The 26283-nt window shown below is 68.9% G+C and carries 23 protein-coding genes; 13 read left to right on the top strand and 10 right to left on the bottom strand.

Features of this window, described 5'->3' with window-relative positions; translation table 11 throughout:
* Positions 1–9 precede the first annotated feature (9 nt).
* Both QFZ52_RS12540 and QFZ52_RS12535 read left to right on the top strand, forming a co-directional pair.
* Positions 10–1350, top strand: coding sequence for a geranylgeranyl reductase family protein (locus QFZ52_RS12540; RefSeq protein ID WP_307497926.1), 1341 nt, complete (start codon positions 10–12; stop codon positions 1348–1350).
* 9 nt (positions 1351–1359) lie between these two features.
* The gene (locus QFZ52_RS12535; protein ID WP_307497925.1) at positions 1360–2463 is read left to right on the top strand and encodes a polyprenyl synthetase family protein; all 1104 of its coding nucleotides are present in this window, start codon (positions 1360–1362) and stop codon (positions 2461–2463) included.
* Between the two features lie 329 nt (positions 2464–2792).
* On the opposite strand, the gene QFZ52_RS12530 is transcribed toward QFZ52_RS12535, so the two are convergent.
* The 3 genes from QFZ52_RS12530 to QFZ52_RS12520 all read right to left on the bottom strand — a co-directional run bounded on the left by QFZ52_RS12530 (position 2793) and on the right by QFZ52_RS12520 (position 5186).
* Entirely contained in the window at positions 2793–3221 is a 429-nt protein-coding gene (locus QFZ52_RS12530) for a hypothetical protein (RefSeq protein ID WP_307497924.1), read from the bottom strand.
* 194 nt (positions 3222–3415) lie between these two features.
* Complete coding sequence (locus tag QFZ52_RS12525; RefSeq protein WP_307497923.1) at positions 3416–4357, bottom strand: hypothetical protein; 942 nt, start codon at positions 4355–4357, stop codon at positions 3416–3418.
* 190 nt (positions 4358–4547) lie between these two features.
* Positions 4548–5186: a trimeric intracellular cation channel family protein gene (locus QFZ52_RS12520; RefSeq protein WP_307497922.1), complete on the bottom strand. Its 639-nt coding sequence runs from the start codon at positions 5184–5186 to the stop codon at positions 4548–4550.
* Between the two features lie 113 nt (positions 5187–5299).
* Here QFZ52_RS12520 and QFZ52_RS12515 point away from each other — a divergent pair, with 113 nt between their 5' ends.
* The 6 genes from QFZ52_RS12515 to QFZ52_RS16175 all read left to right on the top strand — a co-directional run bounded on the left by QFZ52_RS12515 (position 5300) and on the right by QFZ52_RS16175 (position 11214).
* On the top strand, positions 5300–5998 hold the full coding sequence (locus QFZ52_RS12515; RefSeq protein WP_307497921.1) for a sirohydrochlorin chelatase: 699 nt from the start codon (positions 5300–5302) through the stop codon (positions 5996–5998).
* 75 nt (positions 5999–6073) lie between these two features.
* Positions 6074–7822: a nitrite/sulfite reductase gene (locus tag QFZ52_RS12510; protein ID WP_307497919.1), complete on the top strand. Its 1749-nt coding sequence runs from the start codon at positions 6074–6076 to the stop codon at positions 7820–7822.
* Positions 7819–8529: a phosphoadenylyl-sulfate reductase gene (locus tag QFZ52_RS12505; RefSeq protein WP_307497918.1), complete on the top strand. Its 711-nt coding sequence runs from the start codon at positions 7819–7821 to the stop codon at positions 8527–8529. Before QFZ52_RS12510 ends, QFZ52_RS12505 begins: the two co-directional genes overlap by 4 nt.
* Before the next feature lie 211 nt (positions 8530–8740).
* Positions 8741–9670 carry a sulfate adenylyltransferase subunit CysD gene (cysD, locus tag QFZ52_RS12500; RefSeq protein WP_307497916.1) on the top strand — a complete coding sequence of 310 codons (930 nt, stop codon included), beginning with the start codon at positions 8741–8743 and terminating at the stop codon, positions 9668–9670.
* A complete protein-coding gene (locus QFZ52_RS12495; RefSeq protein WP_307497915.1) occupies positions 9670–11067 on the top strand; it encodes a sulfate adenylyltransferase subunit 1 in 1398 nt (465 codons plus the stop codon). The genes cysD and QFZ52_RS12495 overlap by 1 nt, the downstream gene beginning before the upstream one ends.
* Positions 11068–11079: 12 nt before the next feature.
* Positions 11080–11214, top strand: a complete 135-nt coding sequence (locus tag QFZ52_RS16175; protein WP_373425716.1) for a hypothetical protein — start codon at positions 11080–11082, stop codon at positions 11212–11214.
* Here the strand turns inward: QFZ52_RS16175 and QFZ52_RS12490 are convergent.
* Complete coding sequence (locus tag QFZ52_RS12490) at positions 11162–11731, bottom strand: NPCBM/NEW2 domain-containing protein (protein ID WP_307497914.1); 570 nt, start codon at positions 11729–11731, stop codon at positions 11162–11164. The genes QFZ52_RS16175 and QFZ52_RS12490 overlap by 53 nt on opposite strands.
* Positions 11732–11850: 119 nt before the next feature.
* Here QFZ52_RS12490 and QFZ52_RS12485 point away from each other — a divergent pair, with 119 nt between their 5' ends.
* Complete coding sequence (locus QFZ52_RS12485) at positions 11851–12069, top strand: hypothetical protein (RefSeq protein WP_307497913.1); 219 nt, start codon at positions 11851–11853, stop codon at positions 12067–12069.
* A gap of 22 nt (positions 12070–12091) precedes the next feature.
* Here QFZ52_RS12485 and QFZ52_RS12480 read toward each other — a convergent pair whose 3' ends face one another.
* Together QFZ52_RS12480 and QFZ52_RS12475 are read right to left on the bottom strand one after the other, a co-directional pair.
* Positions 12092–15031 (bottom strand): TIM-barrel domain-containing protein, encoded by a 2940-nt coding sequence (locus tag QFZ52_RS12480; protein WP_307497912.1) that lies wholly within the window; start codon positions 15029–15031, stop codon positions 12092–12094.
* A gap of 332 nt (positions 15032–15363) precedes the next feature.
* Positions 15364–17568: a hypothetical protein gene (locus QFZ52_RS12475; protein ID WP_307497911.1), complete on the bottom strand. Its 2205-nt coding sequence runs from the start codon at positions 17566–17568 to the stop codon at positions 15364–15366.
* Between the two features lie 206 nt (positions 17569–17774).
* Between QFZ52_RS12475 and QFZ52_RS12470 the strand changes: the two genes are divergently transcribed.
* Positions 17775–18791 carry an LLM class flavin-dependent oxidoreductase gene (locus QFZ52_RS12470; RefSeq protein ID WP_307497910.1) on the top strand — a complete coding sequence of 339 codons (1017 nt, stop codon included), beginning with the start codon at positions 17775–17777 and terminating at the stop codon, positions 18789–18791.
* Between the two features lie 67 nt (positions 18792–18858).
* Here QFZ52_RS12470 and QFZ52_RS12465 read toward each other — a convergent pair whose 3' ends face one another.
* Together QFZ52_RS12465 and QFZ52_RS12460 are read right to left on the bottom strand one after the other, a co-directional pair.
* Positions 18859–19461 (bottom strand): hypothetical protein, encoded by a 603-nt coding sequence (locus QFZ52_RS12465; protein ID WP_307497909.1) that lies wholly within the window; start codon positions 19459–19461, stop codon positions 18859–18861.
* Positions 19462–19824: 363 nt separating this feature from the next.
* Complete coding sequence (locus QFZ52_RS12460; protein WP_307497908.1) at positions 19825–21210, bottom strand: hypothetical protein; 1386 nt, start codon at positions 21208–21210, stop codon at positions 19825–19827.
* A gap of 492 nt (positions 21211–21702) precedes the next feature.
* On the opposite strand from QFZ52_RS12460, the gene ppnP reads away from it, so the two are divergent.
* Positions 21703–21987, top strand: a complete 285-nt coding sequence (gene ppnP, locus QFZ52_RS12455; RefSeq protein ID WP_307497907.1) for a pyrimidine/purine nucleoside phosphorylase — start codon at positions 21703–21705, stop codon at positions 21985–21987.
* 73 nt (positions 21988–22060) lie between these two features.
* Here the strand turns inward: ppnP and QFZ52_RS12450 are convergent, their stop codons facing one another.
* The gene (locus QFZ52_RS12450) at positions 22061–22525 is read right to left on the bottom strand and encodes an SRPBCC family protein (RefSeq protein ID WP_307497906.1); all 465 of its coding nucleotides are present in this window, start codon (positions 22523–22525) and stop codon (positions 22061–22063) included.
* A 106-nt stretch (positions 22526–22631) separates the two neighbouring features.
* On the opposite strand from QFZ52_RS12450, the gene cobA reads away from it, so the two are divergent.
* Both cobA and QFZ52_RS12440 read left to right on the top strand, forming a co-directional pair.
* Complete coding sequence (gene cobA / locus QFZ52_RS12445; RefSeq protein ID WP_307497904.1) at positions 22632–23891, top strand: uroporphyrinogen-III C-methyltransferase; 1260 nt, start codon at positions 22632–22634, stop codon at positions 23889–23891.
* Between the two features lie 46 nt (positions 23892–23937).
* Positions 23938–25464 carry an FAD-dependent oxidoreductase gene (locus tag QFZ52_RS12440; protein ID WP_307497903.1) on the top strand — a complete coding sequence of 509 codons (1527 nt, stop codon included), beginning with the start codon at positions 23938–23940 and terminating at the stop codon, positions 25462–25464.
* A gap of 98 nt (positions 25465–25562) precedes the next feature.
* Here QFZ52_RS12440 and QFZ52_RS12435 read toward each other — a convergent pair whose 3' ends face one another.
* The gene (locus tag QFZ52_RS12435) at positions 25563–26282 is read right to left on the bottom strand and encodes a FadR/GntR family transcriptional regulator (RefSeq protein WP_307497902.1); all 720 of its coding nucleotides are present in this window, start codon (positions 26280–26282) and stop codon (positions 25563–25565) included.
* Between the last annotated feature and the right edge of the window lies 1 nt (position 26283).

Raw genomic sequence — 26283 nt, 5'->3', positions numbered from 1 at the left:
GGGAGCCCGGTGAACGTTCTCATTGTCGGTGCGGGTCCCGCCGGGTCCACCGCTGCGCACTACCTCGCCCAGGACGGCCATGAGGTCACGGTCCTGGAGAAGACGTCGTTCCCGCGGGAGAAGGTCTGCGGTGACGGGCTCACCCCGCGTGCGGTGCGTGAGATCCAGCGCCTCGGTCTGCCCCATGAGGAGGTCGACGGCTGGCGTCGCAACAAGGGCCTGCGCCTGATCGCCGGCGGCCGCCAGGTGGAGCTCGCCTGGCCCGAGGTCGGCGACTTCCCGCAGTACGGCCTGATCCGGACACGCCTCGGCTTCGATGAGGCACTGGCCCGTCACGCGGAGGCCTCGGGCGCCACCGTCCTGGAACGCCATTCCGTCACCGAAGCGCTGCGCGACGATTCCGGACGCGTCATCGGCGCCCGGGCCGCGATCCTCGACGAGCGCGGACGCAAGACCGGCGAGACGCGCGACTTCCACGCCGACGTCGTGCTCGCTGCCGACGGCAACTCGACCCGCACGGCGGTGTCCCTCGGCGTGGCCAAGCGCGACGACCGCCCCCTGGGCGTGGCCGTGCGCGGCTACTACACGAGCCCCCGGCACGAGGACGACTGGATGGAGGGCTGGCTGGAACTCCCGGGCAAGGACGGCAAGCCCCTGCCCGGCTACGGCTGGATCTTCGGTGTGGGTGACGGAACGTCGAACGTCGGCCTGGGTATCCTCAACTCCTCCAAGGAGTTCGGTCGCCTCGACTACAAGCAGGTCATGCGCGACTGGGTCGCCGCCATGCCCGGCGAGTGGGGCTACCGTGAGGAGAACCTGGTCGGCGAGATCCGCGGCGCCGCCCTCCCCATGGGCTTCAACCGCACCCCGCACCACCTTCCCGGGATGCTGCTCCTCGGCGACGCCGGCGGCATGGTCTCGCCGTTCAACGGCGAGGGCATCTCCTACGCGATGGAGTCCGCGCGTTTCGCCGCCGAACACCTCATCGACGCCGATCGCGCCGCCCGCAGCGCCACCTCGGCGGGTGCGGCACAGCGTGCGCTCGACGTCGGCCTGGCCGCCTACGCCACCCAGGTGCGCGACGAATGGGGCAGCCACTTCACGCTCGGCCGGGTGTTCGCCCGCCTGATCGGCAACCCGCGGATCATGAAACTCGCTCTGCGCACCGGCATGCCGCTGCCCGCGCTGATGCGGTTCGTGGTGCGCATGCTCGCGAACCTGACGGACCCCCGCTCGGGGCGTTTCGAGGACTCCGTGATCGCTCTGCTCGAACGACTGGTGCCAGCCACGTCGAACACCGGAACGGCGCCCGCCCCCCGTGCGTCCCAGACCCTCCCCGCGACTCGTTAGGCTTTAACCGTGAGCACACCCGCAGACCGCACCTGGACGCACGCCGGACACGGACTTCCCGACGTCGTGGAACCCGAGCCGAGCACCACGGCCATCGCCACCGGACTGACCTTGCCGCGTGGCTTCGCCGCCATCTCCGAGGATCAGGTGATCGGCCCCGCGCTGACCACCAATCTGGCCCGGGTGGAGAAGATGCTGCGGGAGGCCATCGCGAACTCCGATCCCCTGGCGGACGCCACCTCGCGTCACCTGGTGGAAGCCGGTGGCAAGCGCATCCGCCCGCTCCTGGCCCTCCTGTGCTCGCACCTGGGCGACTACACCCGTCCCGAGGTGCTGCAGGCCGCCGTCGTGGTGGAGCTGACCCATCTGGCCACGCTGTACCACGACGACGTCATGGACTCCGCGCCCGTACGCCGCGGTGCGCCGACCGCCCACGAGGTCTGGGGCAACTCGGTGGCCGTCCTAACGGGGGACCTGATCTTCGCCCGCGCCTCCATCCTGGTCTCCGAGCTCGGCGGCCGCGCGCTGGGCATCCAGGCCCGCACCTTCGAGCGGCTGTGCCTCGGCCAGCTGCACGAGACCGTGGGCCCGCGTGAGGACGAGGACCCCTTGCAGCACTACATCCAGGTGCTCGCGGACAAGACCGGCTCCCTCGTGGCCGCGTCCGCACAGCTCGGCGCGATCTTCGCCGGCGTCGACGAGACCGTGGAGAACGTCCTGGTCGAGTACGGCGAGAAGCTGGGCGTCGCGTTCCAGCTGGCCGATGACGTCATCGACGTCACCAGCGCCCGCGTGAAGTCCGGCAAGACTCCGGGAACCGACCTCCGCGAAGGCGTTCCGACCCTGCCGGTCCTCCTGTTGCGTGAGGCCGCCCGCGACGGCGACGCCTCCGCCGCCGAAGTGCTTGAGCTGGTGGACGGTGACCTGAGCGGTGATGAGGCGCTGGCCGCCGCCGTCGCCGCGCTGGGCGCTCACCCGGTGACCGAACAGTCGTGGGCCGTGGCCCGTCGCTGGGCCGATGAGGCCATGGCCGCTCTGGAGCCGCTCCCCGAAGGCGTGGTCAAGGAGTCCCTGGCGAACTTCGCACTGGCCGTGGTGGAGCGCACCGCCTGAGCCTACGGCGGCTCCCACCTGGGCCGTTGCATATTGACACTCCGTGACAGCATCCCGGCATGGTTCTGGACCGTGCCGGGATGTCCTGTTTCCGGATGTCATCGTGTGAACCGGAATTAATCCACGCCGGACAACGAAACAGACCCGCAGGACATCTAGGGGGGATATCTGTCCGACGGGCCTGTTTCCTGGAAAATCAGGGGCTGCTTGGAAGGGCCCCCGAAAGAACCACCTTAGGAGGGGGCGATTCCTGAGGTCAGCTTATGACGGTTCTTGTCATGCAGTCCAGTCATTCACTGAAAATTCACGCCCCGGGGGAGAAGTGAGAGTCAGGACTCTTCGTCGTCCTCGAACGCCCAGGCCAGCATGTCGAAGGTGAACTCGGAGAAGGTGCCGTCCTCGCTCTTCCATTCGCCACGGGCGTTGTTCTTCCGCCAGACGATCGGGTCCGGGACGCTGAGGTCGCCCACTCGGATGCCCCAGGTGTAGCTCTCGTCCTCGTCCTCCAGGAACATGAGGAAGCCCTCGTCGTCGACCTCCAGCTCTTCCGGGTCCCAGAAGTAGTGGTAGGCCTCCATGATGTCTTCGCAGCCGCCGAGGGCCAGGTAGAACTCTCGCATGGCCTGAGGAAGCGTCAGCTTCAGCCCGGCCAGGGCAGCGTCGAGCTCAGCCTCGGGGATGCCGTCCTCTTCCTGCCATTCGTCTGCCAGGTACTTCGGGACAAGCGTGCGGTACTTCTCCAAGAACATTTCGCTCATGAGTTCCATCCTATCCAGTGGAGCAAGCCCCCGCGGTGGCCTGGGACGGAGCTCACTCCGCCCGTGGTTCCGCGCGGCGTGTGGTCGACCGTGGGCGTGGTTCACCTTGCACTTTCTCGGGGCTCAGCGCCGGGAGACCCGAGAAAGTGCAAGGTCGACGGCGGCGACGGCCAGGGGCGTGGCGCACGGAGGTGTCAGGCGAGCTCCCCTGGTCGCCAGCCGGCCCGGAGCAGGGCTTGCCGGACACGGAACACCGCCCGGGGCGGTGTTCCGTGGAGATCAGCCGCCCCGAGCCGCACCTCCGTCCAGCCGAGCGCTTCGGTGATCGCGGCACGGTCGATGCCCCGGCGGTGCTGCCGGGCGGCGGCGTGGGGCTCGCCGTCGTACTGGAGTGAGATCCGGTGCGCCGGATAAGCGCCGTCCGGCCAGAGGACCGGCTGCCCGAATCCGCCGCGGAGCATGACGTTGAGTTCGGGTTCCGGCAGGCCGGCCGCCGCAAGGGCCAGGCGGAGCCGCGTCTCCCGAGGAGAGTCGGCGCCGATCCGGACCAGCCCCAGAGCCCTTCTGGCCGTGACGACGCCCCGTGCCCGCGGATGCCGTTCAAGCATCTCCGCCAGGGCCGCCGGCGTCGTCCACGGGATACGGGGCGCCGGGAACCCCTGGGGATGAGCGCAGACCAGATGATCCCCGGCGATGACCAGTTCCTCGAGGCTCAGATCCCGGGCCAGGTCCAGCCAGGTGCGCGCGGCGGTCGTGATGCGGAGGCCGTCGAGGACGCGGACCTCGTCGGGTGCGAGGTCGAGACTGACGCCGACGACCCGACGACGGCGGGCCGGTGCGGTGCCGGGAGGGCTGCTGAGGTGGACGGGCCACAGCGACTCGTGGCGGCGCGGGAGGGGAACGCCTTGCAAGGCGGCCGCCGTGAACAGGACGAACGTGTCCTTCGGGCGCAGCGCGGCGAGGGCCCTGACCTCTTCGGCGGCTCGGAGGCGAACCCCTGCCGGGCGGCGGAAACCGTTGGTGGTGATCTCGAGATCCCGCGCGTACAACCGGCTGCGGGGGGTGCCGTCGCGCAGCGCCTCTTGAAGCGTGAAGGACGTGCCCCTCAATTGAGGTGGCAGGGGGCTGGCGCGCATGGTCCAGTGTGGACCGGATCCGGGATCACGTGCAGGAGTTATCCACAGCTTCTCCGGTGAAGCCCACGTGGTGGCCGGAGCGGAGGCCAGGAGAGGGGGTGACCTTGCACTTTCTCGGGGCTCAGCGTCGGGAAACCCGAGAAAGTGCTAGGTCGACGGTCACACGGGTCCCAGGCGAACGGCCAGGTGCTCAGTCGAGCTGGCGGTGCCAGCCGTGCACGGCCAGGGGGACGTACCAGTGCCGCCGCCAGGCGGTCACCCGGAAGGCGAAGACGAGGGCGGCGATCGTGAGCCCGGTGACCGGGTTGAACCAGCCGAGATGCCAGACGAGCGCGGTCAGAGCAGCCCCGCAGAGGGCCGGGAGCGCGTAGATCTCGCGGGCGTCGAAGAGGGCGGGCACCTCGTTGGCCGTGATGTCCCGCAGGACCCCGCCGCCCACGGCCGTGGTGACGCCCAGCAGGATGGCGGCCACCGGATTCGCGCCGAGGGAGATGGCCTTCAGCGTGCCGGAGATGCAGAACAGGGCGAGCCCGCCGGCGTCGAACAGGGTGAGCAGGGAGGTGAAGCGCTGCACGCTGTTGAACAGGATGTAGACGAGGGCGGCGGCCAAGATCGGCGGCACCAGGTAGACGGGCTGGCCGAACGCGGAGGGCAGGTGCACGCCGAGGATGACGTCGCGGACCACACCTCCGCCGAGGCTCACGAGGCAGGCGAGGAGGACGGAGCCCACCACGTCGAAGCGCTTGCGGGCCGCCAGCAGCGAGCCGGAGACGGCGAAGAAGAACACGCCGAGCAGGTCGAGGGCCAGGAGGCCGGTGTCAAAGGACATGGCCTTCCCTTCCGTTCTGTCCGTGCGCACGCCGGAATCCGGAACGGGCCGCCCGACATGCTTCGCAATCAAGGTTAAGGCACCCGGGGACCGCTCGCGTTAAGCTCCCAGTCATGACTCACAGCCCTGTCCTGATCGCGTGCTCGCACGGAACCAGCAACGCCACCGGCGACGCCGAAGTGCGCGAGCTCCGACGGGCCGTGTCCGCGCTCCGCCCGTCGCTGGACGTGCGCGAGGCCTACGTGGACGTCCAGGAGCCGGCGCTCCCCGACGTGGTGGCGGCCCTGCCCGAGGGCGAGCCGGCCGTGATCGTGCCGGTGCTCCTGAGCGTCGGGTACCACGTGAAGGTGGACATCGCCCAGGCCCGGGACTCCCGGCCCGGGACCTCCGCGGCGGCGCCCCTCGGCCCGGATCCGGTGCTGGTGGACGTGCTGGAGGAACGCTTGAGGGAGGCCGGGCTGGCGGACGACGACGCCGTCGTCCTGGCCGCCGCGGGCTCCTCCAACCCGGCGGCCTCCGCAGCCGTGGAGGAGGTCGCGGGGCGACTCGCCACCCGCCTCGGCAGGCCCGTGAGCTGCGCCTACGGTAGCGCGGCAGAGCCGAAGGTGCCCCACGCTGTGGAGGCGGCCCGGGCGGCGGGGGCGCCGCGCGTCGTCGTCGCGTCCTATCTGCTGGCCCACGGATGGTTCCATGACCAGCTCTTCAAGGCCGGAGCGGATCTCGTGACCGAGCCGCTGCTGCCGTCGGAGGCCCTGGCCGGGCTCGTCCTGAAGCGCTTCGATGAGGCAGTGTCCGCCGCGCCCGGCGCGTGACGAAATATTGCCCCCCGTGTCGTCACATGTCCGGTGACCTTGGGAGGCCAAAGTGGCCCACCCTACATTTTCTGTATGACCGACACAGCTCTAGCCGGAGCGACCCCCTCGCCCGAAGCCCGTCCAGCACGCACGCCGCGCGCGGGCCGGCCGGCCGCCAAGCCGCATGGCCAGTGGAAGGTTGACGGCACCGCGCCGCTCAACCCGAACGAGGTGTGGAAGCAGGAGGACGGTGGGCTCAGCGTCCGCGAACGCATCGAGACCATCTACTCCAAGGGTGGTTTCGATTCGATCGACGGCACCGATCTCCACGGACGCTTCCGCTGGTGGGGCCTCTACACGCAGCGCAAGCCCGGGATCGACGGCGGCAAGACCGCCACGCTCGAGCCGCACGAGCTCGAGGACAAGTACTTCATGCTCCGCGTCCGGATCGACGGCGGGGCCCTCACCACGGAGCAGCTGCGGGTGATCGGGCAGATCTCCGTCGACTTCGCCCGTGGGTCCGCGGACATCACCGACCGCCAGAACATCCAGCTGCACTGGATCCAGGTGGAGGACGTGCCGGAGATCTGGCGCCGCCTCGAAGCGGTGGACCTCTCCACCACCGAGGCCTGCGGCGACGTGCCGCGCGTCATCCTCGGCTCGCCCGTGGCCGGCATCGCCAAAGACGAGATCATCGACCCGACGCCGCTGATCCACGAGATCGCAGACAAGTTCATCGGCGATCCTGAGCTGGCGAACCTGCCGCGCAAATACAAGACCGCCATCACGGGCCACCCGTCGCAGGACGTGGTGCACGAGATCAACGACTGCGCCTTCGTCGGAGTGGTGCACCCGGAACTCGGCGTCGGCTATGACCTGTGGGTGGGCGGCGCGCTGTCGACCAACCCCATGCTCGGCAAGCGCCTGGGCGCGTTCGTCACCCCGGAGCAGGGTGCCGAAGTGTGGCACGGCGTCACGCAGATCTTCCGCGACTACGGTTACCGCCGCATGCGCACCAAGGCCCGCCTGAAGTTCCTCCTGGCCGATTGGGGCCCGGAGAAGTTCCGGCAGATCCTCGAGGACGAATACCTCGGCTACCAGCTGGCCGACGGCCCCGCCGCACCCAAGCCGCCGACCCCCGGCGACCACATCGGCGTCCACGAGCAGAAGGACGGCCGCTTCTTCATCGGCGTCGCCCCCACGGTCGGCCGCCTGTCCGGCGAGAACCTGGTCCGCCTGGCCGATGTGCTGGAGGCCCACGGCTCGCAGCGCCTGCGTACCACTCCGCACCAGAAACTCGTGGTCCTCGACGTCCCCGGCGATCAGGTGGAACCGCTCATCGCCGAACTCGACACCCTGGGCCTCTCCGCCCGGCCGAGCGTCTTCCGGCGCGGCACCATCGCCTGCACCGGCATCGAATACTGCAAGCTGGCGATCGTGGAGACCAAGGTCACCGCGGCCACGGCCATCGCCGAACTGGAGCGGCGCCTCGCCGACCTGGTCGAGGCCGGCAGCCTGCCTGACGCCCTGAGCCTGCACATCAACGGCTGCCCCAACTCGTGCGCCCGCATCCAGACCGCGGACATCGGGCTGAAGGGCATGATGCTCCCGGTCGACGACGGCGACCCGGCTCCCGGCTTCCAGGTGCACCTGGGCGGCGGGCTGGCATCGACGTCCCGCGAGGAGGCAGGCCTGGGCCGCACCGTCCGTGGCCTCAAGGTCTACGTGGCGGATCTGCCCGACTATGTGGAGCGCGTGGTCCGCCGCTTCGTCGCCGACCGCGCCGAAGGCCAGAGCTTCGCCGAATGGGCCCACGCCGCGGATGAGGAGGCACTCCAATGAGCACGGCACTCCGCTCCCACGAGGAGCTGAAGGCCCTCGCTGAGGCGGGCGCGGCAGAACTGGCCTGGGATGCCCCGGCCGAGGACGTCATCGCCTGGGTGAAGCGCAACTTCGCGACGCCGGCGGTCACCGTGGCGTGCTCCATGGCCGACGCCGTGCTGCCGGCCCTGGTCGCCGAGCAGCTGCCCGGCGTCGACGTCCTCTTCCTCGACACCGGCTACCACTTCCCGGAGACGTACCAGACCCGCGATCTGGTGGCCAAGACCCTCCGCGTGAACGTGGTGGACGTGCTGCCGGAGAACACCGTGGAGCAGCAGGACCGGCTGTTCGGCAAGGACCTGTTCGCCCGCGACGCCGCCTCCTGCTGCAACATGCGCAAGGTGGTGCCGCTGCGCCGCAACCTGGCCGGCTACGAGCTGTGGTTCACCGGCGTCCGCCGCGACGAGGCCCCCACCCGCACCAACACCCCGCTCGTGACCTGGGACGAGGCCAACGGCCTGGTCAAGGTCAACCCGGTGGCCCCGTGGAGCTACGAGCAGCTCATGGAGTACTCGGACGAGCACTTGCTCCCGTCCAACCCGCTCCTGAGCCAGGGCTACCCGTCCATCGGCTGCCAGCCGTGCACGAACAAGGTCGCGCCGGGGGCGGACCCCCGCTCCGGCCGTTGGGCCGGATCCGACAAGACCGAATGCGGGCTCCACACGTGAGCAGTCCTGCCTCTCGTCTCCGCAGTGCGGAGGACTTTCCCCGCGGCTTAGACACACTCGCTCGTTCCTCGCTCACGCGATGCGCCGCTTCCGGAAAGTCCTCTGCACCGCTCGCAGCAGGGCTCGGCTCGCGCAACGGGTCGCCCGCATGCGTCCTGTACGGATCTTTGCGAAGGATCCCCACCAACTTCCTGACCGAAATGAGCTCCTGATGACCGAACTACTGGAAGAGGCTGCTGTGGCTGACAACCGGCTCGGCACGCTTGACGCCCTCGAGGCCGAGGCCATTCACATCATCCGTGAAGTCGTCGCCGAGTTCGAGCGGCCTGCGCTGCTGTTCTCCGGCGGCAAGGACTCCGTGGTCATGCTGCATCTGGCCACCAAGGCCTTCTGGCCGGGCAAGGTGCCGTTCCCGGTGCTGCACGTGGACACCGGGCACAACTTCCCCGAGGTGATCGAGTTCCGGGATCGGACGGTCGAGCGGCTCGGCCTGAAGCTCGTGGTCGGTTCCGTGCAGGAATTCATCGACCGCGGCGAGCTCCAGGAGCGCGCTGACGGCACCCGGAATCCATTGCAGACCGTGCCGCTGCTGGACGCCATCCAGCGGAACAAGTTCGACGCCGTCTTCGGCGGTGGCCGTCGCGACGAGGACAAGGCCCGCGCCAAGGAGCGCATCCTGTCCCTGCGGGACGAGTTCGGGCAGTGGGATCCGCGCAATCAGCGTCCCGAGCTGTGGAACCTCTACAACGGCCGCTACACGGTGGGCCAGCACGTGCGGGCCTTCCCGATCAGCAACTGGACCGAGCTGGACATCTGGCGCTACATCGAGCGCGAGGGCATCGAGCTGCCGGGCCTCTACTACGCCCACGAGCGGGACGTTTTCGCCCGGGACGGGATGTGGCGTGCCGTGGGCGAGGTGTCCCAGCCGGCTCCGCATGAGGAGGTCATCACCAAGCTCGTGCGCTACCGCACGGTGGGGGACATGTCCTGCACCGGCGCCGTGGAGAGCGACGCCGCGGACGTGGCGGCCGTCGTCGTCGAGGTCGCGGCCTCGACCCTGACCGAGCGTGGCGCGACCCGCGCCGATGACCGCATCTCCGAGGCGGCCATGGAAGACCGTAAGAAGGACGGGTATTTCTGATGAGCACCGCACTCGCGTCCAGCACGCTGTTCCGTTTCGCGACGGCCGGCAGCGTCGACGACGGCAAGTCCACCCTGGTGGGCCGCCTCCTGCATGACTCCAAGGCGATCCTTGCCGACACCCTCGACGCCGTCGCCCGCACGAGCGCGGACCGCGGCTTCGGCGGGGAGAAGGGCGGCCTGGACCTGGCGCTGCTGACCGACGGCCTGCGCGCCGAGCGGGAGCAGGGCATCACGATCGACGTCGCGTACCGCTACTTCGCCACGGACCGCCGCAGCTTCATCCTGGCCGACTGCCCCGGGCACGTGCAGTACACCAAGAACACGGTGACCGGCGCGTCCACGGCGGATGCCGTGGTGGTGCTGATCGACGCCCGCAAGGGTGTCCTGGAGCAGACCCGACGGCACCTGTCCGTCCTGCACCTGCTGCGCGTCCCGCACGTGATCGTCGCCGTGAACAAGGTGGACCTGGTCGACTTCTCCGAGCCCGTGTTCCGGGAGATCGAGGCGGACATCCGGCGGGTGTCCCAGGAGCTGGGGATCGGCGCCGCGCAGGCTGATGGAACCGCGGATCACGCGGATATCCGGGTCATCCCGGTGTCCGCCCTCGACGGTGACAACGTCGTGGACCGCTCCCCGCGCATGCCCTGGTACGACGGCCCGTCGCTGCTGGAGGTCCTCGAGACCCTGCCCGCCGCGGACGAGCTGGAGGACGAGCACGAGGCGTTCCGCTTCCCCGTGCAGCTCGCGATCCGTCCGCAGGGCGCCTTGGCGCCGGACGCCGTCGCGCGTGGCCTGGACGTGGAGGAGTACCGCGACTACCGCGCCTATGCGGGTCAGGTGGCCGAGGGCACGGTGACGGTCGGCGACCCGGTGGTCGTCCTGTCGCCGGGTCATGAGCCCCGCACGACGACGGTCACCGGCATCGACTTCGCCGGGACTTCCCTGGAGACCGCCTTCGCCCCGCAATCGGTGGCGCTGCGCCTCGCCGACGAGATCGACATCGCCCGCGGTGACACGATCGCCGCGGCCGGCACCGTGGGGGAGAGTTCCGCGGATCTGTACGGTTCCGTGGCGTGGCTGTCCTCCAAGCCGCTGCGCGAAGGGGCCCGGGTGTTCGTCAAACACGGCACGCAGACTGTGAAGGCGATCGTCCGCTCGGTCTCCGGCAAGCTGGACCTGGACACGTTCGAGGTGCAGCCCGCCTCCGACCTGGAGCTCAACGACATCGGCGAGGTCCAGATCCGTCTGGCCGCACCCCTGCCGCTGGAACCGTATGCCAAGCACCGCCGCACGGGCGCGTTCCTGGTGATCGATCCCGCCGACGGCAACACCCTCGCCGCGGGCATGGTCAAGGAACACCCGGGCGACTCCGAGGACGAGCGGTACTGGATTTAGCGCCCCCGCCCCCTGCTCGCGAGAGAACAGCTGAGGCCCCTTCCCGACGTGGGAAGGGGCCTCAGCTGTCACTTCGCGGAGCCGGGTTCCGGCGCTAGGGGGCGCACTCGAACTTCGCGTCGCCCCACACCCCGTGGGCCCCGTTGATGGAGCCGGAGGGCTTCACCACCAGGTCGAGGTAGTTCACACCCCGCAGATCCACGTCCACGCCCTCCGGGGCGAAGCCGGGCACGTAGGTCCGTGAGGTGTAGGCCGTGGCGCCATCGGCGTTGACGGAGAAGATGATGTTCCCCGCGAACCCCTTCTCCAGACCGACCTGCGACGTGAACCGCGTGCACTTCCCGCCCAGGTAGTAGGTGATCCGGGATTCCGCATGCACGCCGAGCCCCTTGGTGTAGCTGGGGCTCGTGCCCGTGGCGGGATCCGTGTAGTTCAGCGCGAGCGGCAGGTCCGGCGAGGTCGCCGTGTCCTTGTTCGCCACGTCCTTGCCGATCACGCCATAGCCGTTGACGGCCTGGACCCACTCGACGTCGGAGGCGTACGCGGTGCCGTGCGGCACGGCGGGCAGCGGCTGGGTGGTCACCTGCCAGTCGAAGAACTTCACCCGGGTGTCGGTCGGAAGGACGACGGCGGCCAGCTCCTTGGCCGGGTTCAGCCGGACCATGTTGGCGAAGGCCTGGTACTTGTACTGCGTGTACTCCGGGGACGGGCCGTTGGCGTTTGTTGCGGCCCTGTTCGGACACCGCCACCACGCCGCCGCCCAGCTCCTTGGGCTGCAGCCAGTTGGGGAAGAAGATCCCCTGCTGTTCGGTGCTGCCGTCCGTGTACCGGAGGGTCAGGACCGGGGTGGTCCCGCCGCCGACCGCCGCGGACCCGAGCACCGCCAAGTGGGTGCCCTTGCCACTGACGGCGATCGTCTGGCCGTCGAGCGCGGTCGCGTTGGGGACGTCGGGGCCGACGCTCGGCCAGGTGAAGTCCACCTCACGCGGCGTCCCCGCGTAGACCGGGACCTTCCCGCCGGGCTTCACGCCGCCGGCCGGGATGGCCGCCTGGGCGAGCTGCTCCGCGGAGAAACTCGCCCCGCCGCCGTCGAAGTTCCCGGCGCTCTTGTTCGCCACCGTGGTGACCGCGACGTTGTTGAACGCGGCTTGCAGGGAGCCGTAGGCGACGTAGATCGAGTTGCCGCCGTGCACGGTCTGCGCGCTGCCGTCACGCGCCGTGTGTACGACGCCGTCGCCGCCAGCTGCTGCGAACCGGCGGCAGCGCTCGGGCCGGGACTCACCGTGAAGCTCGCGGTGACGCTCTGCCCCGCCTTGACCTCGGACGCGGTCGCGCCGGAGGAGGAGACGAGGGTCCACCCGGCGGGGAGAGCGGGAGTGATCTTCACGCCCGTCTTGCTCCAGGTCCCGGTGTTCACGAACTGCGCGGTGAACGTCGTCTGCTTGCCCTGGAACACCTCCTTGTCGACGCCGACCCGCAGTTCCGCGGCCTGCGCGTCCTGGGTCTTCCCGGCCATCGGCCCGGCGTTCTTCAGCTGGACCGTGGCGCTCGCCGAGGACGCCAGGGGAGCGGTCTTGACCCGCACCACCGAGGTGGCGGCGTCGTAGAACCAGCCCTGGGTGGCGGCGTCCAGCGCGGCCTGTCCGGAGACCCGGGGGAGGACCGTGGAACCGGTCTTCACCTGTTGCGGCGCCGTGCCCACGTGGGCGTTGATCAGGTACGGGCGGGCGGCGGCCATCCCGGTGTAGGTGCCCTCCCGCGCGCCGACGGTGACGTTGACGGTGCCCGTGCCGAAGTCCGGGGCGTCCACGGTGAACGTCTGCCGTGCCGACTTGCCGTTCTTGTAGTCGCGCGTGACCTTGTCGTCCTCGTACAGGGTGAAGGAGGACTTGCCCTTGGCGAAGGCCTCCACCGTCACGGCCGAGTCCTCGGGGACGAGGGAGGCGTTGCGAGCCACCTTGCCCTGCGGGATCACGGCCCCGACGCGGACGAACAGCGGGAGCCGGTCGAGCGGTGCGTCGTAGCCGTTGAGGATCTGGCCGCCGTCGTAGACCTTGCCGGTCCAGTAGTCCGCCCACTGCTGGCCGGCGGGCAGCTGGATGCCGTTCCGCACGGTGCTCTGGGTGTAGACCGGGGCGACGAGGAAGTCCGAGCCGAGCATGAACTGCTGGTTAGCCTCGGCGGAGTAGGACGCGGCCTGCTCCGGGAACTCGAGCGCCATGGAGCGCATCATCGGCACACCGGTGGAGTGGGAGTCCTGCGCCAGGGTGTAGAGGAACGGCATGAGCTGCTGCCGCAGCTGGAGGTACTTGCGGTTGATCGCGGTGGCGTCGTCCCCGTAGAGCCAGGGGCGCTTGTCCGTCGGGGCCCAGCCGGACATCGAGTAGAGGGCCGGGGCGAAGGCCTTCCACTGCAGATCGCGGACGTAGGACTCCTTGGAGCCGCCGAAGATGCCGTCGACGTCGCCGGTGGTGAACGCCAGGCCGGAGTTGCCCGCGCCGGTGAGGGCCGGGACCTGCCAGCGGATCGCGTCGAGGTTGCCGCTGTGGTCGCCGGTCCACTGCATGCCGCAGCGCTGGGAACCGGCCCAGCCTTCGACCATGAGCGCGGTGCCGCGGGCGGAGGAGTTGTCCTCGATGCCCTGGTGGGCTGACTCGCAGCCGGTGAGCGCCTGGCGGTAACCGGAACCGACCCACGCGACGTCGAGCTTCCGGAGCCGCACGCCGGCCTGGCCGACCTCGTAGGCCTGGTTGGTCAGGGAGCGCTGCGTCCAGAGGCCCACCTTGAGCTGGGTCTCGTCCTGGATGCTCTTCACGGTCTCCGGCAATTGCTGGTACTCGCAGCCGTAGCCGTCGTTGACAAGCATCCAGCCGGCAGGCATGTCGTGGGCGACGAACTGCCGCGCCGTCTTGATGGCGTCCGGCGTGCGCTGCTTCGCGCCGTCGGGGTCGCCGTAGCCCGAGGAGGAGTAGCCCGGGTTCGAGCGGTTGTAGCAGTCGGCGTCGCCGTACTCGAGGGCATAGACCGGCGGCATCATCGGGCGGCCGGTCAGCTGCGTGTAGCCGTCCAGGGCCGACTTGTAATCACCCACGAAGTAGTAGGCGTCGAAGCGCTTCTCCTCGTGCGTGGTGCTCGGGGACGTGCCGAAGTCGTAACTGCCGCGCGCGAACGTGTCCCGCAGGACACCGTAGCCCTTGCTGGACATGTAGTACGGCACGGCGTTGGGGTAGCCGTCGTCGGTCCAGTTGAAGTTCTTGGCGATGTTGATGACCGCGCCGGTGTGGATCGCGCGGCCGTTCTGCATGCCGCCGCCGATGAACTGCTCACCGGCCTGGGGCGCCAGGTGTTCGGTGGTGCTCTTGGAGCCGAAGCTCAGGGGAGCGGACTCCTCGAAGACGGTGCTGCCGTCCGGGCGGGTGACCTTGATGCGCCCGCTGGACTTCTCCACGGAGACGCGGACGGCATCGGTGGAGGCGGTGATCCAGTCGCCGTCGCTGAGGGTGAGCCCGGTGCCGGGGAAGCTCTTGGCGCCGACGACGATGTCGGCACTCTGGGCGGGATCCCCCTGGTCCGTGTTCGCGGGATCGGTGAACGTCCCGCCGGGGGCCGCCTCGATGCGGAAGGTCTTGGGGTCGAGGAAGGTGATCCGGAAGGCGCCCTTCTCGGCGGTCAGGTTCACCGTGCCGCCGTCGCGGGCGACGCCGGTGACGGTGCCGAGGGTGCTGCCGCTCTGGTCGACCGGGACCTCGGGGGTCACGGGCTTGACCTTGACGGGGGTGCCGGTCTCGGACGCGGGTGCGGTGGTGGGAGTGGCGGTGGTGGGTTCAGGTGCGGCGACGGCCGCAGACAAAGGGGAGAGCGGTGCACAGCTGAGCGTGACGGCGGCGGCCAGGGCCAGGAGGTTCCCGGTGTGGCGGCGTCGTTGCCGTGTGTGCACCCCGGAACGGGCGGGGTGCGGTCTCATGGGCAGCCTTTCTTCATGCATTGAGGTGATGAAAAAATCGGTTAACCGTGCACTAATAATCAGTTGCTGGGGTCGGGGGAGTCAATGGTTGGTGTGAAACGATTCACAGATTGCGACGACGCGGGGTGTGCCGGACCGGGTGTGCTGCGCGGGTGCGTTCGGGTGGTTCCGGAGAGCTTGGGTCCGCCGACGACGGCGAAGTCCTCGTCTCCGACGCACCGGCCGGAGGGCTGAGCTTCCGGGACTGCAGGGCTGAAGGAGCCGGAGTTCGCGCGACCCCGGGCACCACGAAGGCCCGGCGGCTTCGAAGCCGCCGGGCCTTCACGGGTCCGTCAATACCGCGTCAGTGTGCCGCAGTTCCGGACCTCGAGCGCGGTGATCCAGCTCGGGACCGTGGCGATCACATCGGCCGATCCGTAGTAGTTCCCGGCGATGTCCCCGAAGGTCCCGCTGAATCCGGTCAGGGCGGCGAGGTAGCAGCCGTCGTGTGAGCTGCTGCCGTAGTACGTCCCCGGCAGGATGTCGATGCCGACCCGATAGATGCCGTCCGCGGTGATCCGGGTGGCCCTCGGGCCCGTGGGGGTCACGGTCGTCCAGGAGCCGCAGCCATGGGATTCGAATCCGGCATCGCCTGCGTTGATCTGGACGTAGGTCCGTGCGGAACCGAAGTAGTTGGCCTTGACGTCCTTCAAGAGACCACTGAATCCGCTGAGTCGTGCCCAATAGCAGCCGGCTCCGGTGCCCGTCGCCTTGTACAGACCGGGCTTGATCTGCGTGCCGACGCGGTAGACGCCGTCACCGCGGAGCACGGTCACCGGCCACAGCGGCAGCTTCACCGCGGGACTCATCGTGGCCCTGCCGGCGTAGTAGATCCGTCCCACGGCCACTCGCACAGAGAGGGAACGGCCGTTGTCGGCGGCGCTGACCTTGTAGGTCCGGCCACGGGCGCCCGCAATGGCGGAACCGTTGCGGTACCACTGGTACGTGATGCTACTCGGGGCGGGGTTGTAGCTGCCCGCGTAGGCCGCGAGGACGGACCCGAGGGCGAGCCGTCCCGTCACCTTCGGCGCCGCCCTGAGGGCGAAGAGGGCCTTGCCCACGCCGATCGGCGAGGTGCTGACGGCGCGCGTCACGTAGCCGGGCTTGGACAGCGTGACCTTCACGTTCACCCGGGCGCCGATATATGCCGTGGTCAGGTAGAGCGAACTCCCGGTGGCGCCCTTGATGGCGACGCCGTTCCGGTACCACTGGTAGCGGATGGTCGTCCCGACGGGCCATCCCTGGGCCACGCGGAGCGTGTTGCCGTAGCGATGCGTTCCGGTCACCACCGGTGACTTCGTGGCCACGAGGAGGCCGACCGCGATGGTCCGTGCCGCGGAGAACCGGTCCACCGAGGTGTAACCGGGCTTGGCCGACCGGACCCGGACCTTGAGCGCCTTCCCGTTGTCCGCGGCGGTGGTGATGTACGTGCGGCCCACCGCGCCGGCGATCGCCGTCGTCCCGCGGAACCACTGGTAGGTGACGCTGGCGGCGGCCGGTGCGGACACGCCCGGGTTCGCTGTCTGCACCTGGCCGACCCGAGCCGTGCCGCTGATGGTCGGCACGGCGACCGAGCTGAAGGCGGCGCTGGTGGCGGTGACCTGCGTGGACTGGAACTCGTGGTCCGTGAAGCCTTCGGCCGAGAGGGTGATGGTGGCCTGGAGGGGCCTGCCGACGTCCGCCGGGCTGACCACATACTGCTCCGAGGTGGCGCCGGGGATCGGAGCGCCGGCCCGGTACCACTGGTAGCGGAGGGTGCCCCGCGTGGCTGAGTCATCCCACGCGGGCTTGTCGAGAGTCAGCGTCTCGCCGACGACGGCCCGTCCCGCCACGGCATTGCTCCAGGTAAGGCCGGTGAACTCGGCATTCCGCACGACGAGGGGCGTTGACGCGGCGTCCGTTCCGGACGGCTGATCCTCCCGAGTGGCCGTCACCGTGAGCTGAACCGTCTTCCCCGCCATGCCGGGCAGCAGCACCAGGGAGTCGATCTCTCCGGTGGTGTGGTCGGTCGTCTGAACCGCCGTGCCGTCGACGGTCCAGACGAAGCGGAACTTCGTCGCGCCCTCCCACAGTCCTCCCTTGGAGGTGAGGGTCTGGCCGACCACCGGTTCGCCGTGGACGACGGGAATCGCGGTATTGCTCGGAGCCGGGGCCTCGGTGGGCTCGGTGGTCGCGGTCGGGTCCGGAGTCGGTGACGTTGTATCCGTCGGCACCGGGGCCTCGGTGGGCTCGGTGGTCGCGGTCGGTTCCGGCGACGGAGAGTCCGTCGGCGCCGGGGTCTCCGTGGGTTCGCCGGTGGGCTCGCCGGTCGGCTCCCCGGTGGGTCCGTCCGTGGGCGTTTCCGCGACGACCGACCGCGCGGCCACGGCAGTCGGCGCGGCCTGTGCGGCCGGCGCGATCAGCAGGCCTGCGAACAAGGTGATGGCGCCTGTGGCCGCCACGAATCCGACGGCGCGGCCGGGACGCGGCCGGGCATGGGTGTTCCTGAAGAATGACAAAGAGATGCTCCCCCGAGTGATGTGATCAGTGGTCTGATCAGCATGATCGTAGGGACATCGGTGACGATCCTACAATGGTTTCCCGGATTTATGAGGATAAGACGAGCCGGGCGGAATGTGGAAGCCGCGTGCCGTCGTCGTCCGCCAAGGGGGAGGCCGCGCGGTCGCCCGGGAATTTTCCATGCAAACGCATGGTTTTCGTGGTCGTGAACAGCAAAAAGATCGGATTCCTGTCCTTCGGCCACTATGGTCGATCCGCAGGATCGCACACCCAGGACGCCGGTGAGTCGCTGCGGCAGGCCATCGAGCTCTCCGTCGCCGCGGAGGAGCAGGGCGTGGCCGGGGCCTTCTTCCGGGTCCATCACTTCGCCCGGCAGGGCGCGGCTCCCTTCCCCCTGCTCTCCGCCATCGCCGCCCGCACCACGACCCTCGAAATGGGCACGGGTGTCATCGACATGCGGTACGAGAACCCGCTCTACATGGCCGAAGAGGCCGCCGCGACGGACCTCATCAGCCAGGGCAGGCTCCAGCTCGGCGTGAGCCGTGGTTCACCCGAACCGGCGCTCAACGGGGCCGAGAACTTCGGCTACGTCCCGCGCGACGGCGAAACCCCCGCTGACATGGCCCGTCGCCACACGGAGCTCTTCCGCCGTGCGATCACCGGTACCGGGATCGCTCCGGCCGATGCCGGCAACGGCCGGCCGGGTCTGTTGCTGCCGGTCGAGCCGCAGTCGCCGGGCCTCGACCGCCGCATCTGGTGGGGCGCCGGCACACGCGCGACGGCGGTCTGGGCCGCTGAGCAGGGCATGAACCTCATGAGCTCGACCCTGCTCACCGAGGACACCGGAGTGCCGTTCGACCAGCTGCAGGCCGAGCAGATCCGGGTGTTCCGTGAGGCCTGGAAGGACGCGGGGCACGACTGGACGCCGCGCGTCTCGGTGAGCCGCAGCATCATCCCGCTCGTGTCGGAGGAGGACCACCACTACTTCGGTCTGCGCGGTCAGGTCGAAGGCCGCGACCAGGTCGGGTGGCTGGACGGGGCCGTGTCCCGGTTCGGCCGCTCCTACATCGGGGAGCCCGACCAACTGGCCGAGGAACTGGCCCGCGACGAGGCCGTGCAGGAGGCGGACACCGTCCTGGTCACCATCCCGAACCAGCTCGGCGTCGACTACAACGCGGCGCTGCTCGGCAACATCGTCAAGCACGTCTTCGGACAGGGCTGATCACCAATCCCTCGTCGACTGCTCCAGAGGAAGTCGTTCTGAGTGAATTCAGAGCGAAATCGGCATCCTATGGAGCAGTCGACGGGTCAGGGGAGTGGTCGGTGGCGGGAGACGCCGACGGTGACACCAGGGAGGCAGCCGCCCTGGTCAGCAGGGGAATGACCCCGAGCACGCCGAGCATCAGGAGGACCGCACCCCAGCCGGGTTTGTCGGACTCGTGGTTGCTCGCAGCCATCATCGTGAAGGTCAGCAGAACGAAGGCTCCGATGATCCCCAGCGTCACCAGGATCCAACCGGCACGCCGGAGCGGGACGGTCAGCGCTCGTGCGGCGGTGACGACCAGGAGAACAAGCAACAGCACGGTGACGACCAGCAGGCCGACGAAACCGATCATGAACAGCGCAGACAGCGCCGGATCGTCACCAGAGCTCGAATCCGGCGCGATGCCGCGCTGGAAGATGACGGTAAACACGGAGACCGGCGTATCCACCCGGGAGTCGCCCCGGGTCTCGCGGGTGGTGAAGATCGGCACGGTCAGTCCTGCGATCAGCAGGGCTCCGAGGAGCACCTCGTAGGCGCCGACTGCCACACGCTCAAGGCGGGCGATGCGCGCCTCCAGGTCCCGGATCGTGCCGGCCTGCCGTGCTTCATCGGTGGTGTGATCGCTCATGTCCAACTCCTCGCCTCGCATGGTTCCTCAGAGGATCGCCGACTGTGCCGGATCCGGAGCCTCCAGATCTGCGCGGGCGTCGGCCTGGGCGCCTGTCTTCCAGCATGCGACGTCGCCGGGGGCGGGGCAATGGGCAGGAGTCCCCACGGGGGTCGAGTCTCCTCGGCCGCGTTCTTTCTCTCGACCACCCTCATCGACTGCTCCACAGGATGTCGTTTTCCCTCTGAGATCACTCAGAACGACTTCCTATGGAGCAGTCGATGAAGGAGCGGGCGCGACGGCGCGTGGCCGGCGTCGTCGCGTCCGCTCCTGCACGTGAGGGCGCCGCCGGGGGCGGCGGACCTTTCGGGGGCGCGTCGCCTTCTATTTAGCGTCCGTGCCCTGGGGGAAGGTGAATTGGAGGTCGTTCACCGGGCTGTCGAAGTTCGCCGTGGCGGGCGCCTCGGTGTTGGACTGGTCCTTCTTCAGAGTGCCCGTCGCACGGAGGACGAAGGACGCTTTGAAGTCTCTGGCTTTGGCGGGTACTTCGAAGATCGCATTGACCCTGTCGGAGCTGAACCATCCGCTGCCCTCGACTCTGGGATGGGCTTTGAGCGTGGTCTTGAACGCCTCGCCGCTGACGTTGGTCACCGTGCCGGACACGATGTCCTCCTTGACGTTGTAGTAACCGTACTCATAGCCGTGGTCCGGCTTCCATTGCAGGCTGTCGGTGCTCGGACTGCCGCTGATCACCAACCAGCTTTTGCCCTCCGGCGCCCAGCCGACAGATGCGTCGTACGGGACGCGATAGGCGGTGTAACTGGTTCCATAGAAGGTCAGATCGAACCCGTTCTGCTTCTCGATCTTCAGATCGCCGACCTTGGCGGAATCGTCTGAGGTCGTCTTGTACCCGTCGTAATACGACAGTCCCTTGGACTTCTCATCCAGGGATCCGTCAGCCAGGGAGTATGTCTGGGTCTTGCCTTCGAAGGTCACGGTGAGGGCCAGGTCCTTCCCGTCGCCGGGGACGGCCATGGCGAGCGTGCCGTCCTGCGGTTTGCCGACGTTGTAGCTCTTCCCGCCGGCGCTGAACGCGAGCACCGTCTTACTGTCGGACTGGGAGGAACCGTTGGCGCCGGTGCTGATGGTGACGGAGCCGAACTTGTTCCCAGCGCCGGCCTGCTGCCGATCCTCCGGCCCACCGATCCGATCAGAGATCTTCGGGCTGCTCACGACCAACCGAGCATCCGGGGTCACGATGGTCACCGACTTCGATGAGTCGCCGGTCGAGGAATCGCCAGGGGCCTGGGGCCCGGATGACTTCATCCAGATCGCCTGGCCGGGTTCCTCAGTATTCGCCTCGGGCTCGGGGACGTTCAGATCACTCGGCGGTTCCTTCCCGTCAGGCCGGTACAGCTCCACATTGGCCTTCTTGGCACCCGTGGTGAAGCCGGAATCCTTCTCGACGCGGACCTTGTCGGAAGAATTGTCGAGCACCTGCTTTAACGACACCGTGTCCCACGTGGTGTCGTCAGACCCCAGGTAGTGCACGGGACCACAGATCGCCTCATCGGCCAGGACCTCGCCATTGATCTGGGCGTAGCACCGCGACCCGTCATCCGGGGCGGTGTTCGCCTTCTTTCCATCGGTGAGGCTCTGCTTCCAACTGTCGTCCAGCGCCGTGATGGTCTTGTCCAGGTCTTCGACCTCCTGGCCGCCGAATTTCAGCGTTTTTCCGGAACAAGCCGTCAACGACAGCGTGAGAATCACGACAGCAATGCCGGCGCTTCGTGCGCGGCGAGATTTCAATCCAGGCATGGCATCCCCTTTGACATGGTGCGACTACACGTACGAGATCGATGAGTGCGAACCGGCACCTTCACGCCGGAGGGCGCCGTTCGCCTTCATCCAACGGAGGTCACCAGTAACACCTCAAGTCGAATCACTCCGTGGTGCGGCAGTACGCGGGCTGAACTGGGGCGATGAGCAGGGAGAACCGCAAGGCGGCCGGGCGGAGGGCTCACTTCGAGAACTGGTGCGGCGCGGTGGAAAGGTCTCCCTCGAACAGACCCGCAGGCGTCCCCTGGCAGCCATGGTCGCGGTGCGACCGTGAAAGTCCCGCGCGGCCCAGAAACAAGGACGGCCCCGCAACAAGGACCTCCCCGCAACAATCCGGACGGCGATTGGAGCGGAGGGCCGTCCGTCCTAACGTGGGGGACAGTCGCCCGGCCGGACCGCCGGGCCCGCAGCGAAGGAGCCCTCATGATCAGCCAGCACGAATACTTCGACGGCAACGTCCGCAGCCTGGGCTCCGGGGACGACGAGGGGAAGTTCACGGTCGGTGTCATCGCCCCGGGCGAGTGGACCTTCGGCACGTCCTCCCCGGAACGCATGCAGTTGGTGCGCGGCAGCTGGGACGTGAAGCTCCCGGCCGAGAGCGGCGAGTGGGTGCGCTATGAAGCCGGCTCGGCGTTCGACGTCGAGGCCGGGGTGTCCTTCACTGTCATGACCAGCGATCCCGTGGCCTACCTCTGCTCGTACGAGTGACACGTCATCTGATGCGGTGAAACAGTGAGTTTGCGCTGAAACAGTGAGTTCAGCTCACTGTTTCAGCGCAAACTCACTGTTTCGGCGGCCTGGCCTCGGCCGCCGCCTTGAGGAACACGTTCCGCTGCCGGATCAGCTGCGGCATGTACCAACGGAGGACCAGCAGCTCGGCGAGGCGTCCGAGCGGGCCCAGCGGGGCGGCGAAGGTGATGTCGTCGCGCAGGAGGGTGCCGCCGTCGTCGGGCGTGAAGCGGTGCTCGTGGCGCCAGAGCCTGAATGGTCCGTGGAGCTGTTCGTCCACGAAGTGCGACGGCTCGCGGTACTCGGTGATCTGCGACGTCATGCGGATCGGGACCCCGAAATGGCGGGCCTGCCAGGTCACGGTGTCGCCCGGCCCCATGCGGCCCGTCATCACCCCGGCCACGGCCCGCTCACCCGAACCGGCCATGGAACGGGTGTGGGCGTCGACATCGAGGGACAGGCCGAAGACTTCCTCCGGCCGCGCCGCGATACGGATCTCCTCACTGAAGCTGATCACGGTTTCCAGCCTAGTTCCGCGGCCCTATGTGACCTTCCGTGACCTTGCGTGAACCGCCGTTTCGGCAGCTTTGATGAGTGTTACGCGCCACCCCTATGGTTTTCGCATGGCTCTGATGGACATCTATCCCACGGCACTGCGCCTTCTCGGCCGCCCGGTGCTGGTGGTCGGCGGCGGCAAGGTCGCCGCGCGACGTGCCAAGGGCCTGCTCGACGCCGGGGCCCGGGTCACGGTGGTCGCCCCCGAAGCGGTGGAGACGATCCGTGACCTCGCCGACGCCGGACTCCTCCACTGGGAGGCCCGCGGCTACCGCACCGAAGACCTCGACACCCCCTGGTTCGTTCAGACCGCCACCGGTGACCCCGCGGTGGACGCCCAGGTGGCGGCCGACTCCGAGGCCCGCCGGATCTGGTGCGTCAATGCCGGGGACCACGAGAGCTCCGCCGCCTGGACGCCCGCAGTCGCCAGCGTGGACGACGTGAAGATCGCGGTCAATGCCGGAGCGGATCCCCGCCGTGCCATGGCCGTGCGCGACGCCGTCGCCGCCGCGCTCGACGAAGGCGCCCTGCCGCTCCGCCACCACCGCCGGGGCAATCCGCGCGGTGGTCAGGTCGGGACCCGGGCCAAGGGAAGCGTCGCCCTGGTCGGCGGCGGCCCGGGCGATCCCGGCCTCATGACGGTCCGCGCCCGGCAGCTCCTGGCGGAGGCCGACGTCGTCGTGGCCGACCGCCTCGGCCCGCGCTCCGTCCTGGACGGCCTGCCGGAGGACGTCCGCGTGATCGAAGTGGGCAAGACCCCCGGCCATCATCCCGTCCCGCAGGACGAGATCAACCGCATCCTGGTCCGCGAGGCGCTCGCGGGAAACCATGTGGTCCGGCTCAAGGGCGGCGACCCGTACGTCCTCGGCCGCGGCGGCGAGGAGCTCGCCTTCTGCCGTGAACACGACGTCGACGTCCGCGTGGTCCCGGGCGTCACCTCCGCGATCTCCGTGCCCGCCGCGGCCGGCATCCCGGTGACGCATCGCGGGCTGGCCACGGGCTTCTCCGTCGTCACGGGCCACGACGAACTGGGCAGCCTGCCCGCCCGGCCGGACCACACCGTGGTCCTCCTCATGGGCGTCAAGGCCCTGTCCCGGTCGATGGACACCCTCGCCACCTCCGGGCTCCCGCGGGACACCCCCGTGGCGATCGTGGAACGCGGCTACGCGCCGGACCAGCGGGTCACCGTGGCGACCGTCGCGGACATCGCGGACCGCGCCGCCGACGTCGGGGTCGAGAATCCCGCCGTCATCGTGGTGGGGGACGTCGTCCGGCTCAGCCCCTACGCCCCCGAGCATCTTCGCCTCACCCACACTCATGCACTCTGATCGAGTGCTCCACAGGACGTCGTTCTCGCCGGAATCCCAGGCTGGAATGACATCCTATGGAGCAGTCGACGAAAGGAACACAGCCGTGTCAGAACTCCCCACCCCCTCGAACGCAGCCGTCGGCTCCGCGGAGCGCCCGCTGCGCGTCGCCGTCGTCGGCTCCGGCCCGGCCGGCGTCTACGCCGCGGACATCCTCACCAAGAGCGATGAGGTCAAGAGCGGGGAGCTCACCGTCAGCATCGACCTGTTCGACCGCTACCCGGCGCCCTACGGCCTGATCCGCTACGGCGTCGCCCCGGACCACCCGCGGATCAAGGGCATCGTGAACGCCCTCCACAAGGTCCTGGACCGCGGCGACATCCGCTTCTTCGGCAACGTCGACTACGGCACGGACCTTTCCCTCGATGACCTGCGGAAGCACTACGACGCGGTCATCTTCGCCACGGGCGCCATCAAGGACGCGGACCTCAACATCCCCGGCGTCGAGCTGGAGGGCTCCTTCGGCGGCGCCGACTTCGTCTCCTGGTACGACGGCCACCCGGACGTCTCCCGCGAGTGGCCCCTGGAGGCCAAGGAGGTCGCGGTCATCGGCAACGGCAACGTCGCGCTGGATGTCGCCCGCGTCCTGTCCAAGCATGCGGACGACCTGCTGGTCACCGAGATCCCGGACAACGTCTACGCCGGCCTGAAGGCGAGCCCGGTCACCGACGTCCACGTGTTCGGCCGCCGCGGCCCCGCGCAGATCAAGTTCACCCCGCTGGAGCTGCGCGAGCTGTCCCACTCCAAGGACGTGGACATCATCCTCTACGCCGAGGACTTCGAGTTCGACGAGGCCTCCGATGAGGCGATCCAGAGCAACAACCAGATCAAGACCATGGTCGGGACGCTCACCAACTGGTTCGCCGAGCAGCCCGAGGACCTCTCCGAGCTGACCGCCTCCCGCCGCCTGCACCTGCACTTCCTGCACTCCCCGGTGGAGATCACCGACTCACCCGAAACCCCGGGCAAGGTGGCCGGTATCCGCTTCGAGCGCACCGAGCTCGACGGCACGGGCAACGCCCGCGGCACCGGCGAGTACGTGGACTACCCGGTCCAGGCCGTTTACCGGACCATCGGGTACTTCGGCTCCCCGCTGCCGGGCGTCGAGTTCGACCACCGCAAGGGCGTCGTGATCAACGACGGCGGCCGCGTGCTGGGCGCGGACGGCGCCCCGGTGCCGGGCGTCTACGCCACGGGCTGGATCAAGCGCGGACCGGTCGGCCTCATCGGCCATACCAAGGGTGACGCCCTCGAAACCATCACCCACCTGCTGGAGGACCGCACGGCCCTCCCCGTGGCGGACGACGCCGCGGAGAACGCCGTGGTCGCGCTGCTCGAAAGCCGCGGCGTGCAGTACACGAGCTGGGATGGCTGGAACCGTCTGGACGCCCACGAGCGCGCACTCGGTGCCGAGGCCACGGCCAACGGCGGCTCGCACGGGGTGAGCGTCGAGCGCGAGCGCATCAAGGTGGTGTCCCGCGAGGAGATGGTGAGCATCTCGCGTGACGGGGCGGGCGCCGTCGTCGGCTCCTGAAGTCCGCGCAGTGCGTTCAGCACCTTGAGTGCTCAGGTGTTGCGGGTGTTTCCACGGATCACCCGCAACAACTGAGCACTCAACTGCTTTAAGGGCACTCAGCTACGGGATTCGGCGATCTCCAGGCCACAGCGGACGCTCTGTTCGGCGGTCTCCGGGTCGCCGGAGGAGAGGGCCGTGATGAGGTCCTGATGTCCCGGCTGCAGGCTGGGGTCGAAGTCCCGGTGCTCCGACTGGTTGAGCAGATCGCGCTTGAAGGCCCCCGCGAAGCCCGAGTAGAGCTGTTCCAGCAGCGGGTTGCCACTCAGACGGGCCACGCCGCGGTGGAACTCCCAGTCCAGATCCGCCCACTCGGAGACCCTCCCGGCGTGCCAGGCCTCGAGCGAGGCGTCCAGGATGCGCTGCAGTTCCTCGATGCCCGGGGCCTCTGCGCGCTGGGCCGCGAGCCGCGCGGCCTGGGTGTCCAGGACCTGACGGACCTCGAACACATGGGCGGCCGTGTGCTCGCCGACGCTCCGGCTCGCAGTTCCTTCGAGCTCGCTGCGGGCGCGGACGTAGGTGCCGTCGCCCTGCCGGACCTCCAGGACCCCGGCGTGGGCCAGTGCCTTGATGCCTTCCCGCAGGGTGCCCCGGGAGACCTGGAAACGCTCCATGAGCTCCGATTCGGTGGGGATCCGCTGCCCGATCTCCCAGGCACCGGCCGCGATCGCCTCGCGGAGCTGCCGGGCGACGGCGGCCGCCAGGGGCTGCCGTCCCTCCGGGTGATGCAGGCCGCCGGTGGGGGTGGCGGACTGCGAGGTGTTCCGTGCGGTGGTCACT

The sequence above is a fragment of the Arthrobacter woluwensis genome, from assembly GCF_030816155.1.
Classification (GTDB): Bacteria; Actinomycetota; Actinomycetes; order Actinomycetales; family Micrococcaceae; genus Arthrobacter_E; species Arthrobacter_E woluwensis_A.
Note: the sequence above shows the minus strand (reverse complement) of the source record. Positions and strands in the feature narration are given on the sequence as shown.